This is a genomic window from Psychroflexus torquis ATCC 700755 (assembly GCF_000153485.2).
In the GTDB taxonomy this organism is placed as follows: Bacteria; Bacteroidota; Bacteroidia; order Flavobacteriales; family Flavobacteriaceae; genus Psychroflexus; species Psychroflexus torquis.
In genome coordinates, this window is the sequence record NC_018721.1 from 2,219,018 (window position 1) to 2,235,816 (window position 16,799).

Annotated in this window: 16 protein-coding genes; 10 read left to right on the forward strand and 6 right to left on the reverse strand. The window is 35.5% G+C overall.

Annotation, left to right across the window (positions count from 1 at the left end; all coding sequences use genetic code 11):
• Positions 1–91 precede the first annotated feature (91 nt).
• Together P700755_RS09460 and rsmI are read left to right on the forward strand one after the other, a co-directional pair.
• Positions 92–1,039: a hypothetical protein gene (locus P700755_RS09460; RefSeq protein WP_015024445.1), complete on the forward strand. Its 948-nt coding sequence runs from the start codon at positions 92–94 to the stop codon at positions 1,037–1,039.
• A 2-nt stretch (positions 1,040–1,041) separates the two neighbouring features.
• Positions 1,042–1,722 carry a 16S rRNA (cytidine(1402)-2'-O)-methyltransferase gene (gene rsmI / locus P700755_RS09465; protein ID WP_015024446.1) on the forward strand — a complete coding sequence of 227 codons (681 nt, stop codon included), beginning with the start codon at positions 1,042–1,044 and terminating at the stop codon, positions 1,720–1,722.
• Between the two features lie 308 nt (positions 1,723–2,030).
• Here rsmI and P700755_RS19965 read toward each other — a convergent pair whose 3' ends face one another.
• From P700755_RS19965 to P700755_RS09490, 6 genes are all read right to left on the reverse strand, one after another.
• Positions 2,031–2,213: a hypothetical protein gene (locus P700755_RS19965; RefSeq protein ID WP_157609274.1), complete on the reverse strand. Its 183-nt coding sequence runs from the start codon at positions 2,211–2,213 to the stop codon at positions 2,031–2,033.
• A gap of 1,816 nt (positions 2,214–4,029) precedes the next feature.
• Positions 4,030–5,460, reverse strand: coding sequence for a pyruvate kinase (pyk, locus tag P700755_RS09470; RefSeq protein WP_015024447.1), 1,431 nt, complete (start codon positions 5,458–5,460; stop codon positions 4,030–4,032).
• Positions 5,460–5,942, reverse strand: a complete 483-nt coding sequence (locus P700755_RS09475; protein ID WP_015024448.1) for an IPExxxVDY family protein — start codon at positions 5,940–5,942, stop codon at positions 5,460–5,462. The genes pyk and P700755_RS09475 overlap by 1 nt, the downstream gene beginning before the upstream one ends.
• Positions 5,943–6,078: 136 nt before the next feature.
• A complete protein-coding gene (gene rnc / locus P700755_RS09480) occupies positions 6,079–6,816 on the reverse strand; it encodes a ribonuclease III (RefSeq protein WP_015024449.1) in 738 nt (245 codons plus the stop codon).
• 14 nt (positions 6,817–6,830) lie between these two features.
• Positions 6,831–8,084, reverse strand: coding sequence for a beta-ketoacyl-ACP synthase II (gene fabF, locus P700755_RS09485; protein WP_015024450.1), 1,254 nt, complete (start codon positions 8,082–8,084; stop codon positions 6,831–6,833).
• 16 nt (positions 8,085–8,100) lie between these two features.
• On the reverse strand, positions 8,101–8,337 hold the full coding sequence (locus tag P700755_RS09490; protein WP_003443663.1) for an acyl carrier protein: 237 nt from the start codon (positions 8,335–8,337) through the stop codon (positions 8,101–8,103).
• Positions 8,338–8,489: 152 nt separating this feature from the next.
• On the opposite strand from P700755_RS09490, the gene purN reads away from it, so the two are divergent.
• The 8 genes from purN to P700755_RS09530 all read left to right on the forward strand — a co-directional run bounded on the left by purN (position 8,490) and on the right by P700755_RS09530 (position 16,795).
• Positions 8,490–9,077 carry a phosphoribosylglycinamide formyltransferase gene (gene purN, locus P700755_RS09495; protein WP_015024451.1) on the forward strand — a complete coding sequence of 196 codons (588 nt, stop codon included), beginning with the start codon at positions 8,490–8,492 and terminating at the stop codon, positions 9,075–9,077.
• A 2-nt stretch (positions 9,078–9,079) separates the two neighbouring features.
• Positions 9,080–9,700 (forward strand): ribonuclease H1 domain-containing protein, encoded by a 621-nt coding sequence (locus P700755_RS09500; protein ID WP_015024452.1) that lies wholly within the window; start codon positions 9,080–9,082, stop codon positions 9,698–9,700.
• Between the two features lie 96 nt (positions 9,701–9,796).
• A complete protein-coding gene (locus P700755_RS09505) occupies positions 9,797–10,720 on the forward strand; it encodes a PfkB family carbohydrate kinase (RefSeq protein WP_015024453.1) in 924 nt (307 codons plus the stop codon).
• Between the two features lie 45 nt (positions 10,721–10,765).
• A complete protein-coding gene (locus P700755_RS09510) occupies positions 10,766–12,667 on the forward strand; it encodes an amidophosphoribosyltransferase (protein ID WP_015024454.1) in 1,902 nt (633 codons plus the stop codon).
• Positions 12,668–12,765: 98 nt separating this feature from the next.
• Positions 12,766–13,740 carry a hypothetical protein gene (locus P700755_RS09515; RefSeq protein WP_015024455.1) on the forward strand — a complete coding sequence of 325 codons (975 nt, stop codon included), beginning with the start codon at positions 12,766–12,768 and terminating at the stop codon, positions 13,738–13,740.
• 323 nt (positions 13,741–14,063) lie between these two features.
• A complete protein-coding gene (locus P700755_RS09520) occupies positions 14,064–15,086 on the forward strand; it encodes an NAD-dependent epimerase (protein WP_015024456.1) in 1,023 nt (340 codons plus the stop codon).
• 24 nt (positions 15,087–15,110) lie between these two features.
• On the forward strand, positions 15,111–16,358 hold the full coding sequence (locus P700755_RS09525; protein ID WP_015024457.1) for an oligosaccharide flippase family protein: 1,248 nt from the start codon (positions 15,111–15,113) through the stop codon (positions 16,356–16,358).
• Positions 16,359–16,360: 2 nt separating this feature from the next.
• Positions 16,361–16,795: a serine O-acetyltransferase gene (locus P700755_RS09530; RefSeq protein WP_015024458.1), complete on the forward strand. Its 435-nt coding sequence runs from the start codon at positions 16,361–16,363 to the stop codon at positions 16,793–16,795.
• Positions 16,796–16,799: the final 4 nt, after the last annotated feature.

Genomic DNA, 16,799 nt, shown 5'->3' on the forward strand with positions numbered 1-16,799 from the left:
AGAGCGTTAATAATTATATTCTAGCTTTAGAATATCAAGGCTAAAATTAGCAAAAATTATAGGGCCTTTAAAAAAGAAAATCAAAAATATTATGAAGAGAGTCTTGGAAGACGAATTGATAAGTTTGGCGGAACGGATATTGAAGCTTAAAAACCGAGCAGACATTCATCAGCTGAAGAGGGAAACTGCTGTTCTATATGAGAAACTCAGTATTTTAGCATTTGCTGAATTACATTTTGGAGGTCTTAAATCTGATATCTCTAAAACAGAATTTAAGGAAGTTTTCTCCCAGCAATTTAGTGATATTGATGAAGACAGCGGGCATTACAAAACGCCTGATGGAATGGATTATAATCCAGATCCCATTTCTGAACCTAATACTGAGAAAATTAAAGATATCGTTTCACAAATGCCCCCCGAGTCTGAACAAGTAGATTTACTATTAGCTGAATTAGAAAAATTAAGAAATCAGCACCAATCCAAAACGAAAGCATCTTCAGAAGAAAAAGATAAACCCACGGAACAAGAAACTTCAACTAAAGATTTTGGAAAACCCAAAGAAAATAACCCAACTGAAGATGATTTTAAAAGTTTTGGAGTTCACTTTGACGATCTACCAGATTTTGAGCCTAAGACAAATGATCCAGAAGAGCCAACATCATCAGTTCAAGAACACAAAGAGTTTAAGGACACCTCTCTAACCACTCCTCGGGAGCCAGCACCAAAAACAGAGTCTGCTCCGCCAGAGGGAGTTCAATCCAATTTGAACTTTAGTCATAAAGACAAACGCTCTTTAAACGACAAGTTGAAAAAAGGGATTAAAATAGGTCTTAACGATAAGATAGCTTTTACCAAACATCTTTTTGGAGGAATTACCGATGATTATAACCGAGTTCTTTCTCAATTGAATACCATGCAGTCTTATGAGGAGGTGAGAAACTTCATTCAACAGCATATCAAACCAGATTACAATTACTGGGAAGGGAAGGATGTTTTTGAAGCGAGGTTTATGGAAATTGTAGAACGAAAATTCGAATAAGAATGGCCAAATTATACTTAGTCCCTACACCCATCGGAAACCTTGGAGATATGACTTTTAGAGCTGTAGAAGTGCTGAAGTCGGTGAATGTTATTCTTGCAGAAGATACCCGAGTTAGCGGAATTCTGCTTAAGCATTATGAGATAGACACTCCGATGCAAAGTTACCACCAACACAATGAACATAGTATGACGGAGTCTGTGGTGAAACAGATTAAAAGAGGAAGAGAAACGGCTATTATCACCGATGCAGGTACCCCTGGAATTTCAGATCCTGGATTTTTACTGTCTCGAGCTTGTGCTGCAGAAGGGGTTGAAATCCAATGCCTACCTGGAGCAACTGCTTTTGTCCCGGCCCTTGTTAACAGCGGATTGCCCAACGATAAATTTGTTTTTGAGGGCTTTTTACCCGCTAAAAAAGGAAGGCAAAAGCGTTTGAAAGCCTTATCAAGTGAAGATAGAACGATGATTTTCTACGAATCACCTTATAAGATCTTGAAAACCCTCCAGCAATTTACCGAGCATTTTGGATCGGATCGTGAAGTGTCTATTTCAAGAGAGATTTCCAAAATATATGAAGAGACCTTACACGGTACTTTAGATGAAATGATCGCCCATTTTGATATAAAAAAACCAAAAGGAGAATTCGTGATTGTCTTAGCAGGTTCAGGAGTTAAAGTGTAAAAAAGTCGAATTGTCATTCCGACAGAGAAACTCTTTTGTTTCGACGAGGAATCTCCTTGTCATTCCGACAGAGAAACTCTTTTGTTTCGACGAGGAATCTCTTTGTCATTCCGACAGAGAAGTTTTCTTGCTTCGACGAGGAATCTTTTTTTAACTGGGAGAGATTCTTCATTCGCCAAACGGCTCTTTCAGAATGACAGGGGTCGAATTGTCATTCCAATGATAGAAGTAATCTCGTTGTCATTCCGACAGAGAAGCTTTTTTGCTTCGACGAGGAATCTCATTGTCATTCCGACAGAGAAGTTCTTTTACTTCGACGAGGAATCTTTTTCAACGGGGATAGATTCTTCAGTCGCCAAATAGCTTCTCAGAATGACAGAAAGTCGAATTATCATTCCAATGATAGAAGGAATCTCATTGTCATTCCGACAGAGAAGCTCTTTTGCTTTGACGAGGAATCTTGCTATTTCCGACATGGATAGATTCTTCATTCGCCAAACGGCTCTTTCAGAATGACAGAAATCTCATTGTCATTCCGACAGAGAAGTTTTTTTACTTCGACGAGGAATCTCGTTATTTCCGACATGGATAGATTCTTCAGTCGCCAAACGGCTCTTTCAGAATGACAGAAAGTCGAATTATCATTCCAATGATAGAAGGAATCTCGTTGTCATTCCGACAGAGAAACTCTTTTGTTTCGACGAGGAATCTCTTTGTTTTCGACATGATTAGATTCTTCAGTCGCCAAATAGCTCTTTCAGAATGACAGGGGTCGAATTGTCATTCCAATGATAGAAGGAGTCTCATTGTCATTCCGACAGAGAAGTTTTTTTACTTCGACGAGGAATCTCGTTATTTCCGACATGGATAGATTCTTCATTCGCCAAACGGCTCTTTCAGAATGACAGGGTCGACTTGTCATTCCGACGATAGGAGGAATCTCTTTGTCATAAAGTTAATGAAGCCTTTTGCTTCGACGAGGAATCTCTTTTTAACGGGATAGATTCTTCAGTCGCCAAATAGCTCGTTCAGAATGACAGAAAGTCGAATTGTCATTCCAATGATAGAAGTTATCTATTTGTCATTCCGACAGAGAAGTTCTTTTGCTTCGACGAGGAATCTTTTTCAACTGGGATAGATTCTTCATTCGCCAAATGGCTCGTTCAGAATGACAGGGGTTGAATTGTCATTCCGACAGAGAAGCTTTTTTCTTCGACGAGGAATCTCGTTATTTCCGACATGGATAGATTCTTCATTCGCCAAACGGCTCTTTCAGAATGACATGGATTGGATTGTCATTCCGACAGAGAAGTTTTTTTACTTCGACGAGGAATCTTTTTTTAACTGGGATAGATTCTTCAGTCGCCAAATAGCTCCTTCAGAATGACATGGATTGGATTGTCATTCCGACAGAGAAGTTTTCTTGCTTCGACGAGGAATCTCATTGTTTTGGACATGGAGAGATTCTTCAGTCGCCAAATAGCTCCTTCAGAATGACAGAAAGTCGACTTGTCATTCCAATGATAGAAGTAATCTCATTGTCATTCCGACAGAGAAGCCTTTTTCTTCGACGAGGTGTCTTTTTGTTTTGGACATGGAGAGATTCTTCAGTCGCCAAACGGCTCCTTCAGAATGACAGGGGTCGAATTGTCATTCCAACTATAGAAGGAATCTCGTTGTCATTCCGACAGAGAAGTTTTTTACTTTGACGAGGAATCTTTTTTTAACTGGGATAGATTCTTCAGTCGCCAAATAGCTCTTTCAGAATGACAGGTTCGACTTGTCATTCCGACAGAGAAGTTCTTTTGCTTGGACTAGGAATCCCTTTTTAACTGGGAGAGATTCTTCAGTTGCCAAACGGCTCCTTCAGAATGACAGGGGTTGAATTGTGATTCCGACAGAGAAGTTTTTTTACTTCGACGAGGAATCTTTTTTTAACTGGGATAGATTCTTCAGTCGCCAAATAGCTTCTCAGAATGACAGAAAGTCGAATTATCATTCCAATGATAGAAGTTATCTATTTGTCATTCCGACAGAGAAGTTCTTTTGCTTGGACTAGGAATCCCTTTTTAACTGGGAGAGATTCTTCAGTCGCCAAATGGCTCTTTCAGAATGACAGAAAGTCGAATTATCATTCCAATGATAGAAGTTATCTATTTGTCATTTCGACGGAAAAGTTTTTCACTTAAACGAGGAATTTTTTTGTTTTGGACATGATTAGATTCTTCAGTCGCCAAAAAAAAAAGGCTCTTTCAGAATGACATAGAGTCACCAAAAAGAACCTTTAAAATAATAAAATTTTAAGCTTTAGCTAATTTCTGAAATTCTCAACGTATTTACCATACCCTTAGCTTCAATCGGCATAGCTGCAAGATTGATGGTAAAGTCTCCTTTTTCCAAATAGCCTTTCTGTTTGGCTATATTATTAATATCGTCTATGGTCACATCGGTACTATCAAACTTATCATAGAAAAAAGCTTTCACTCCCCATAACAGACTAAGTTGTGTTAGAATACGCTTGTTGGAAGTAAAGGCCAAAACATGAGAAGCGGGTCTCCAAGCCGAGATTTGGAAAGCTGTATAACCAGAATTGGTCAAGGTGCAAATGGCACTTGCATCAATTTCGTTAGCCATCAAAGCAGCGTGATAACAGATAGATTTTGTCATATATCTTTTCGTTTTGATTTGTGGGGCTTCTTGCGGAACATTAATCAGTGGCGAATTTTCTACGCTTTTTAAGATTTGAGACATTTTCTGTATAACTTGTACAGGATACTTTCCTACCGAAGTTTCTCCAGACAACATCACTGCATCAGCACCATCCATCACAGAGTTAGCTACATCATTTACTTCAGCTCGTGTTGGAGTAAGGCTATCAATCATTGTCTCCATCATTTGAGTGGCAATAATAACCGGGATTCTGGCTTGCTTGGCTTTAAGAACGAGTTGTTTTTGGATAAGCGGCACTTCGTGAGCAGGAACTTCTACTCCAAGATCACCACGAGCGACCATCAATCCATCGCAGTAGGCAATAATTTTATCTATATTCTTTACCCCTTCAGGTTTTTCTATTTTAGAAATAATAGGAATTTTGTGCTTACTGTGTTTTTTAATCAACTTCTGAAGTTGTTTTAGATCACTTGCAAACCTTACAAAAGATAAAGCCATCCAGTCTACTTGAAGCTCACAGGCGAAAATGGCATCTTTAACATCTTTTTCGGTAAGTGCAGGCAGTGAAATATTCGTATTTGGAAGGTTCACACCTTTGCGAGAACGAAGAGAGCCTCCTTGGATTACTTTGGTTTTGACTTCACTTTTTCTATCGGTGGTTAGCACTTCAAAGATCAACTTCCCGTCATCCAATAGAATTTGTTCACCTGGATTAACATCTTGAGGGAAGGTATCATAATTCATGAATACCCGACTTTTAGTACCTTCAAACTCTTTGCCAGTCGCAAATATGATTTCATCACCAGTCTCAACAACCACTTCATCTTTCATAATCCCAACACGAAGTTTAGGACCTTGTAAATCACCAAGAATTCCAGCATTATAACCGTACTCGTCGTTGAGGTCTCTAATCATTTTTACACGCTCCCTTACATCATCGTGATCTGCATGTGAAAAATTGATTCTAAAAATATTGACACCAGCATCTAGCATGTCCTTAAGAACTTCTTTTTTGCTAGTGGCTGGCCCTAGTGTTGATACTATCTTTGTTTTCTTTGATGTTTTCATTACTCTAAAATTAAGTGTTCTGGGTATTTTATTTTCTTAGATTCAATAGCATAAGCCATTGAAATTTGTTTTATGCTTGACAGTTTATCGATGATAATTTGAGGATTAAAAATATTGAGTTCATCATTAATCTTCATTAAGTAATCAACTTGCTTATGGTCCTTCAATAAATACTCTACTTGGACTAAATCTTCTTCAGTAAACAAGTTGCTCGATGGAACATCTATATAGTGGTCGTTTACTTTATTACATATCAAAAAGGACTTTGTATCCCATTCTTGATTAAAATATTCAAATATTGGGAAGCTAACTATTTTGGAAGTTAACTTCAAATCCAAGTCCTTTTCCATTCTATTAAAACTAATATCAAGTTTAGAATTAATAAGGTATGCTATCCTATGTGGTTCCAACTGCGAGTGAATACCAATCAATTTGTAATCGTAAATATCAAAGTCAGATAAACAGATCTTTTTCTTTTTCATGACTTTAAATAAATTCGATCAAGCTCATTTCAGGATTAGACTACTTGTAAATATATGAAACAAAACAAGATGCATCATTCCTATTCGGATTTATTCCAAAATGTGCACTAAAGAAAACGTTTTCGTGGAAAGATTTTTAAGATCTAATTTCGTTTTGGAAAGAAAAGTAAGCCCGCTGTGAAGCCTTTTCTTCGGCCCTTTTCTTAGAAGTTTCCCTAGCTTTTCCAGAGATTTCGTTATTGATAATCAGTTTAACGGCAAAATGTTTTTCTTCATCTTTACCAAAGTCATCTTCAATTACAAATTCAAAGGGGAATTTGTTTTTTTGACACCATTCGATCATTAGGCTTTTATAGCTCATCACTCGTTTTTCAAGTTTTGCTAAATCCACATCTTCTCGAATCACTTTTTTATAAATAAAAGCTTCGCAGTCTTTGAAACCCTTGTCTACATAAATAGCTCCAATTAGAGCTTCAAATAAGTTTCCATTGATGTTTTTACCCATTTTTTCAACAGGAATTTCGGATAAAGTAAGGTCTGCAAGGTCGAAGCTTTCCCCTAGTAAATTAAGGTTTTTCCGGCTCACGATTTTAGATCGCATCTTGGTGAGGTACCCCTCATCCCCATGTGGAGCATTTTCAAAGAGATAGGTAGATATGACAGCGCCGAGAATAGAGTCTCCTAAAAACTCTAAACGCTCATAGCTTATAAATTTTCCTTCATCGTCTTTGAGCTTAAGAGAAGAGTGAGTAAAGGCTTGCTTATAAATGGATAAACTTTTGTGTTTAACCTTTATAATGCGTTGTATCTTTTTAAAAAAAATCCCGTTTCTATGTGAACGGGATTCGCTTAATATTTGTTTAAAAAATCTCATTCAAAACGAATAACTTAATCATCCATACTTTTAAAAGCGACACAAGCATTATGCCCTCCAAACCCAAACGTATTGCTCATAGCGACTTTGATTTTTCGTTCTTGAGGTTTATTCAACGTCAAGTTCAATTCAGAGTCGATATTTTCATCTGGCGTTTCATGATTTATCGTTGGTGGAACAAGGCTGTTCTGCATTGCTAAAATAGAAGCAATCGCTTCAACAGCTCCAGCTGCTCCAAGTAAATGACCAGTCATGGATTTTGTAGAGTTAATGTTGATATTTTTGGCATGATCTCCAAAAACATGCTTGATAGCTTTTAGTTCTGCAACATCACCTAAAGGTGTAGAGGTACCATGAGTATTTATGGTATCTACATCTTCTGGCTTGAGGCCAGAATTCTCTAAGCAATTCTTCATCACGGCAATAACACCAATTCCTTCCGGATGAGGGGCCGTCATGTGGTAAGCATCAGAGGACATTCCTCCTCCAACAACTTCAGCATAAATCTTTGCTCCTCTAGCTTTAGCGTGTTCATACTCTTCAAGAATAAGAGCACCACCACCTTCGCCAAGAACAAACCCATCTCTGTTGGCATCAAAAGGACGTGAAGCTTTTTGAGGATCATCATTTCTAGTAGAAAGGGCATGCATAGAATTAAATCCACCCATACCAGCTTGAGTAACTGCTGCTTCACTACCTCCAGTAACCATAATATCGCTGTATCCTAAACGGATATAATTTAAAGCATCTATCATAGCATTAGCCGACGATGCACAAGCTGAAACTGTCGCGTAATTAGGACCCATAAATCCATGCTTAATAGAAATATTTCCCGGAGCGATGTCCGCGATCATTTTTGGTATGAAGAAGGGGTTAAAACGCGGAGTACCATCGCCATTTGCAAAATTGATAACTTCATTTTGAAAAGTTTCCAGTCCGCCAATTCCAGCACCCCAGATGACACCAATTCGATATTTATCTACGACATTAAGATCTACTCCTGAGTCTAAAATAGCTTCATCTGAAGCGACTAAGGCATACTGAGCAAATCTATCCAATCGTCTTACTTCTTTTCTATCGAAATAATCTTTGGCATCAAAATTTTTTATTTCACAAGCGAATTTTGTTTTGAAAAGGCTAGTGTCAAAGTAAGTTATAGGCGCAGCACCGCTCTTGCCGTGCTTTAATCCTTCCCAATACTCTGATATATTATTTCCAATAGGCGTTAGAGCGCCTAAACCAGTAACTACAACTCGCTTTAATTCCATGAAATAAGACTATTTTTTATTTTTTAGCTTCTTCAATATATGAAGTCGCTTGACCAACTGTTGAAATATTTTCAGCTTGATCATCAGGTATCTGGATGTCAAATTCTTTTTCAAACTCCATAATGAGCTCTACAGTATCCAAAGAATCTGCTCCTAAATCGTTTGTGAAGCTAGCTTCTGTAACCACTTCGTTTTCGTCAACGCCTAATTTATCAACGATAATGGCTTTTACTCTTGATGCAATGTCTGACATGATTCTATTTTTTATATTTAATTTCAGTTGGCAAAAATAAAAAACTTTAGTTTAAAACAAGTTTTAAAGATGAAAATGTGTTTAAATTTACGTAATAATATTTTATAATATAGATTTGAAATGTTTAAGTTTTCAAATTCAATCGTTTAAAAATGGAAAATTCAAAATCAATACCTGTCAAAAAGATCATAGTATTTGCCTCTGGAAATGGAACTAATGCCATAAATATATATCATCATTTTAGGGAAAATCCCAATGTAGAGGTGTCCCATATCTTATCCAATAATAAGAAATCCAAAGTTTTGAGAAGAGCTCACGATCTGGGAATAAAATGTATACATTTTGAAAAGGAAGATCTATACGACTCTGAAAGTTTACTGGACGTGGTCAAAGATATACAACCTAGTTTAATCGTACTCGCGGGCTTTTTATTGAAAATACCCTCTCCATTCTTGTTTCATTTTCCAGATAAGATTATTAACATCCACCCTTCTTTATTGCCAAAATACGGAGGAGAAGGTATGTATGGGAGTCGAGTTTTTAAAAAAATACTCAAAAACAAAGAAGTAGAAAGTGGCGTTACTATTCATTATGTAAATGCAAACTATGATGAGGGGGAAATCATTGCACAGTTTAAAACAGCACTTGAGAATAATGAGGATGTAAATAGCTTGGAAGAAAAAATTCATGAACTTGAGTATATTCACTATCCTAAAGTTATAGAAGATTTACTTAAATAGCTATGGGCAAATCGTCTAAGTTTTATGTCGTTTGGGAAGGTTATGAGCCAGGAATTTATACGTCTTGGCAGGATTGCAAACTAAAAATCCAAAACTATCCAAACGCAAAGTATAAGTCCTTTGCTTCATTGCCTGAGGCTAAAGACGCCTATACTACGGGTTTTTTCAACTACAAGAAGCAACAAAAACAAGCACCGAAGTTACTAAGTACTGAAGGTATTGAATGGAATTCTATAGCAGTAGATGCAGCTTCGAGCGGTAATCCCGGTAAAATGGAATACCGCGGCGTGGTGACCAAAACCAAACAGGTGCTTTTTAACATGGGTCCTTTTCCAAATGGGACCAATAATATAGGTGAGTTTTTAGCCTTGGTTCATGGTTTGGCATTTTTAAAATCAAAAAAAAGCGATCTACCTATCTACACAGATTCCAAAATTGCAATGTCTTGGATTCGGCAAAAAAAGTGCAAGACTAAACTTAAGCCTAATTCTAAGAATGCAGAGTTGTTTGAATTGGTAAAACGGGCGGAAGTGTGGTTAACCAAAAACTCGATCAATCGACCTGTTTTAAAATGGGAAACTAAATCTTGGGGTGAAATACCTGCTGATTTTGGGAGAAAGTAAGGGTCTAATGAGATATTGATAACTCAAATCCATTCCCTTAAAATCATGAGAGGATTCTATAAGAAAACCTATATTTGCAAAAAAAATAAAATCAGGATGAGTAAATTATTGATAGTGGGAACTGTAGCTTTTGATGCGATAGAGACTCCGTTTGGAAAAACCGATAAAATACTAGGTGGTGCTGGGACCTACATAGCCCTTAGTGCTTCGCAATTTGATGTAGAATGCGGTGTGGTATCCGTGGTTGGAGATGACTTTCCGCAAGATTACCTTGATTTACTCACAGATCGAAACGTCAATATCGATGGCTTAAAAATCGTAAAAGGCGGTAAAACCTTCTTCTGGAGCGGCCGTTACCATAATGATATGAACACTAGGGACACGTTGGATACTCAACTGAATGTCTTGGCAGATTTTAGCCCAGTTGTTCCAGACCATTTTAAAGATGCGGATATTGTCATGCTAGGTAATCTACATCCTGCAGTACAGATGAGTGTCATTGAACAAGTGGAGTCAACAAAATTAATTGTTCTGGATACGATGAATTTCTGGATGGACTCAGAGCTTAGTCTTCTTGAAGAGGTGATTTCAAAAGTAGACGTCATCACTATTAATGATGAAGAAGCCAGGCAATTGTCTGGAGAATATTCACTGGTAAAAGCTGCTAGAAAAATAAGAGATATGGGTCCAGATTATGTGGTCATCAAGAAAGGTGAACACGGCGCTTTGTTATTTCACAAAGAAGAAATGTTTTTTGCACCAGCTTTACCTCTGGAAGAGGTCTTTGACCCAACTGGAGCTGGAGACACCTTTGCGGGAGGTTTTGTAGGTTACTTATCCAATTCTAAAGATATCTCCTTTGAAAATATGAAAAATGCAGTCATTTATGGCTCCAATTTAGCTTCTTTTTGTGTGGAGAAATTTGGAACTGAAAGAATGCTGGAACTCAATAAAGAGGAGGTTGATAAACGTTTAGAGAGTTTTCAAGCCCTCACTCAATTCGAAATTAATTTAGCATAACACCTTGCCCTGAGTATTCAGGGCTTTTTTATTGGAAACAACATCATGAGTGAACTTATTAAACACGAATGTGGTATAGCCACATTAAGATTATTAAAGCCGCTTTCTTTTTACCAAAAGAAATATGGCAGCGCTTTTTATGGCATCAACAAAATGTATTTGATGTTGGAAAAGCAGCACAATAGGGGTCAAGATGGTGCAGGTTTTGCGAGTGTTAAGCTAGATATGGAGCCTGGTAATCGTTATATTAGCAGAGTGCGTTCTAATGAAGCACAACCTATCCAAGATATTTTTGCAAAGATTAACGAAAGAATCAATGCGGAAGTAGAGTTACATCCTGAGATTCTTGAGGATATCGATTCACAAAAGAAAAATCTTCCTTATTTAGGGGAGGTATACTTAGGACACGTTCGCTACGGTACTTTCGGTAAAAATGGTATAGAGAGTGTTCATCCCTTTTTAAGACAAAACAACTGGATGCACCGTAACCTAATTGTTGCTGGTAACTTCAATATGACTAATGTCAACGAGTTATTTCAAAACTTAGTCGAGCTTGGGCAGCATCCCAAGGAAAAAGCCGACACAGTCACGGTGATGGAAAAAATTGGTCATTTCCTCGACTCTGAGGTAGGAAAGTTATACAAAAAGTTAAAAGAAAAAGGCTATAATAAGAAAGAGGCATCTCCTCATATTGTGGAACAATTGAAAATACACAAAATTCTCAAAAAGTCCTCCAAAGATTGGGATGGTGGCTATGTGATTGCAGGTATGCTTGGACATGGAGATTCTTTTGTCTTGAGAGATCCCAACGGTATTCGTCCGGCGTATTACTATAAAGATGATGAAGTGGTGGTGGTGGCTTCAGAGCGACCAGTGATACAGACCGCTTTTAATGTCGATTATGAGGATGTTCATGAACTAGAACCCGGGCAAGCGATTATCACCAAAAAAGATGGTTCAGTTCATTTTAAAACCATTTTGGAGCCAGGAGTACGTAAGGCCTGTTCTTTCGAGAGGATTTATTTCTCCAGAGGGAGTGATGCTGAAATTTATAAAGAACGAAAAAAACTAGGTCGCTTATTAATGCCGGAAGTTCTTAGTGCTATCGATTATGATACGATGAACTCTGTATTTTCTTATATTCCCAATACAGCAGAGACTTCATTCTATGGGATGGTTGAAGCGGCCCAAGACGAATTGAATCGTCAAAAAAATGAAGCGATTTTAAAAGAAAAAGAAAATCTGACGGATGAACGGCTTTCAGATATACTTAGTTTACGGTTACGAACTGAAAAGATAGCCGTTAAGGATGTCAAGCTCCGTACTTTTATTACACAGGACAGCAGTCGAGATGATTTGGTAGCTCACGTCTACGATGTAACTTACGGAGTAGTAAAACCTACAGACAATTTGGTGGTGATAGATGATAGTATAGTTAGAGGAACCACCTTAAAGAAGAGTATCTTGAAGATGCTAGATCGTTTGTCACCAAAGAAAATCATTATTGTGTCCTCGGCACCACAGATTAGATACCCAGACTGTTATGGTATTGACATGGCTAATCTGGAAGATTTTATTGCTTTTCAAGCAGCAGTGTCTTTGCTCAAGGAGCATGGTATATATCATGACACTATGGATGCTGTATATCAGAAATGCAAGCAGCAGATAGAACAGGCCACCAAGACCGATAAAAATTACGTTAAAGCAGTTTACAATCCTTTCACTTACGAGGAAGTTTCAGAAAGAATCGCCCAACTTTTAAGTCATGAGAGCATCACCTCAGAAGTTAAAGTAATCTACCAAACCGTAGAAAAACTCCATGAAGCTTGTCCCAAAAACTTAGGCGATTGGTATTTCACTGGAGATTATCCTACAAAAGGAGGCAATAAGGTAGTGAACAAAGCGTTTATGAATTTTTATGAAGGGAAAAAAGATAGAGCTTACTAAAATAGTACCGTTATACACGCAACCTTTTCGTAAGGTAGTGCATCTTCATATTGTGAAAGATTTAATAAATTTATACAACTAATTTCATCCATATTTAAATGACAGAACAAACTTCACAAAATGCCTCAGACGAAATTGACTTAGGTGTTGTTTTTGAAAAGATAAAGTCTTTTTTTAAGTCTATTTTAATAGGAATTATCCAAATCTTTCAGTTCTTCTGGAAGCATAAGTTTGTGCTTGTCGGACTCTTAGTTATAGGTGTTGGCATACAGTTATATTTGAAATCGACATCAGAATCTACTTATTTGAATCAATTTTTTGTGAGAACGAACTATGGCAGTACTGAATATGTCTACAGTAAGGTGAATTCTATTAACTTGAAGCTTGAAGCTGACGATAGTTTATACATAAAAGATATCTTCGGAGAACATTATAATAAAGTTAAAGAAATTGAAGTAGTTCCTGTGATCGATGTGTATGGACTTGTAAATAAATCTGAGCAAAATAAAGAAACCTTTGAACTCTTGTTAGATGAATTCGGTGATATTTCTTTCTTAAGCGATGAGATCAATATCAATGAATACACAACTCATAAAATTAAAATATACATCGAGGGACAGGCTTATAATGAGAAGATTTCTAATCGACTATATGACCATTTAGCAAGTAATTTGTATTATAATGAACTTAAGACTGCAGCTTTAGAAAGTTATAAAGAGCAGCTCGAACAAAGTAAAACTATTAGAACTCAAATTGACAGTATTCTTAAAGATCAAAAAGGAAATACACTCCCTAAGTTAGATAATAATGCAATTAATTTTTCGGGTAGTCAAGATTTGAATGAGTTATTAAGTAGAAAGCAAGCGCTGTTAACCAACGAGTTATCAATCAGAAATCGATTGTCTTCTAATGATGAAGTTTTAAAAATTATTGATTCTTCATTTGGAGTTTTTAGTGAAGAGCGCAACCAATCTTATTTTATTATACCTTCCATAATCTTAGGAATATATTTTCTCTTATTCTTTTTCAGATATTTAAGTAGAAGAATTTTAAGTTTTGTGGGGAAAGATTAAATATTTTAGTAAGTATATTATAAATGTTGAACAGCTCTAACAATAAATCTGAAATATTTAAATAGCTTGAAGTTTTACAGGTTCAAGCATAATAAATCAAAATCAATAAAGATCCTGCTTTTTCATACTTAAAGCTCACAGAATTCAAGCTTTTAAAAAACGTAGAGTAAAAAATAAGATGGTTGATATAATGTTTCAAGTTTCAAAACCACTGATTTCTTGACTTATATAGAAAGATATAAATATTAGGAAGGTTAATCTTAACATATGATAGAAAAAATTAAAAGCTCGTTACTGACATAATTTTTTAATAATTAATTTTCATGAAAAAAATATTGGTAACTGGAGCCGCCGGTTTTATTGGGTTCCACTTATGTAAAACTTTAATCAAAGAAAACTACTTAATAATTGGCCTAGATAATATTAATGATTATTACGATGTTAACTTAAAGTTTGACCGACTAAAAGAATTAGGGGTTGAAAGAGAAAAAGCAGCGATATTTAATAAAGAAACTTCAAGTAACTCTTTTAATAATTTTAAATTCATTCGTTTAAATTTAGAAGATACTGATGCTATTTCCAAATTATTTGAAAAAGAAAAATTTGATGAAGTTGTCAATTTAGCTGCTCAAGCTGGAGTAAGATATAGCATACAGAACCCAAGAGCATATGTTCAAAGCAACTTGGTTGGCTTTTTGAATATACTAGAGGGTTGTAGGGATACAAAAGTTAAACACCTCCTATACGCTAGTAGTTCTAGTGTTTATGGGGAAAATAAAAAAACCCCTTTTTCTGTTCCTGATAATGTCGACCATCCAATAAGCTTGTATGCTGCAACCAAAAAAAGTAATGAATTAATGGCTCACACATATAGTCATTTGTATGATATTCCAACAACTGGGTTGAGATTTTTCACTGTTTATGGGCCTTGGGGAAGGCCAGATATGGCTTTGTTTCTGTTCACTAAAGCTATCATAGAAGGTTCTAGTATAAACGTCTTTAATAAAGGAAAGATGAGCCGTGATTTCACTTATATCGATGATATAATTTCAGGTATTGAAATTTCGCTTAGCCTACCCCCCTCTAAAGATAAACAACAAGTCCCATACAGGATTTTTAATATTGGTAAAGGTTCTCCAGAAACATTGGAAGATTTTATTTCATGTATCGAAAAAAGCTTAGATAAAAAGGCTCATAAAAAAATGCTGCCTATCCAGCCTGGTGATGTTCCTAAAACATGGGCGGATATTAGCGACTTAAAAGGGATGGGCTATAAAAGTTCAACACCAATAGAAAAAGGAGTAGACAAATTTGTGAAATGGTATAAGGAATACTATAAATTATAGTTCTTCATCTCTAAAAATAAAATAGTGGTAAAATATTCTGAGCAATTAAAAAAACATAGAAAAATAATAGAAAATTTCTCTTATCTATCTATTTTTCAATTACTCAATCTGTTAATACCTCTAATTGTTTTTCCTTATTTAATTAGGGTTTTAGGTGGAGAAAAATATGGCTTAATTATTTATGCTCAAGCAGTAATAGGCTATTTTGTCATCCTGATAAATTTTGGCTTTAATATTACTGCAACCAAAGAGGTTAGTATTCATAAAAAAAACAAAAAAAAACTTAGTAAAATTATCAGTAGTGTCATGATAATTAAAGGCATTTTACTCCTTATATCCTTTACGATAATCACACTATTAGTCTTTTTGATACCTAGTCTTTGGGAAGAAAAAACGTTATTTTATCTAACTGTTTGGATGTGCTTATATGAATTCATATTTCCTATTTACTATTTCCAAGGAATAGAAGAGATGAAATACATTACAATTATTACATTAATAAGTAGATTAATTTTTCTTTGCCTTATTTTTTTATTAATTGAGGATAAAAGCGATTATTTATTAGTCCCAATTATTAACGGTACAGGTGCAATAATAGCAGGCATTATTTCTCAAATTATAATTGCTAAAAAAGGAATAAAATACTTTTGGCAACCTCTATATGTATTGAAATTTTATTTTATTAAATCCTATGTTATGGCACTAGCGTATTCTTCTAATGCCTTAAAATCTAATTTGAATATTGTTTTAGTTAAAGCTTTGTTTTCATATAAGGAAGTTGCGTATTTTGATTTAGCATTAAAAGTATCTAGGGTAGGCACTTCATTTCTCGAGTTGATTAGTGTCTCTGTATTTCCTAAGATGAGCAGAGAAAAAAACATCTTTTTCTTAAGAAAGATTATTTATTTAAGCTTAACACTTTCTGTTCTTTATGTTTTATTTGTTGAAGTAAGTGCTCCTTTAATTATATCTCTAATTGGAGGAGATGAAATGTTAGATTCAGTGCCTCTACTAAGAGTAATTGTTTTGTTTGTTCCGTTTCAAATACTTGGAGGTCTGTTGGGTAGAAATAGCTTAATTGTAAATGGCTATAATAAAGAGGTGCTTTATAGTATGGCATTATCTAGCTTTATTTATGTAATCACCGTATTAGTTTTATATTTGTTTTTGGATAATTTATCTCTAGAATTGTTAGGGGCAGTTTTTGTATTTTCATTCGCATTCGATACAGGATACAGATATATAAAATGTAGATTTTATAAAATATTATAAAGATGAAAAGATTGAGCATAGGAAGAGCTTTATATGAATTTTTTACTGGAATAATATTAAGTATTTATTGCTATAGGTCAATAAGGGTATATTTAAGCAACCATTTAAATATTGGCATATGGAAGCTTTATAAACAAAAAACAACTTTACCTCATCCAGTAGGTATCGTTATAGGTTACAAGGTTATCCTAGGAAAGGGGTGTAAAATATATCATAATGTTACTATAGGTACTAAGGATACTAAAAACTTTAAAAATGCACCTTATCCCATAATAGGTGATAATGTACTAATTTACCCTAATAGTATCATAATTGGAGATATTAGTATTGGTGATAATGTAATAATTGGAGCTGGAGCTATTGTTTTGAATGATATACCTTCAAATTCTACAGTGATTGGTAATCCGGCTAGAATTGTAAAAAGAAAGACTTTATAGAAAA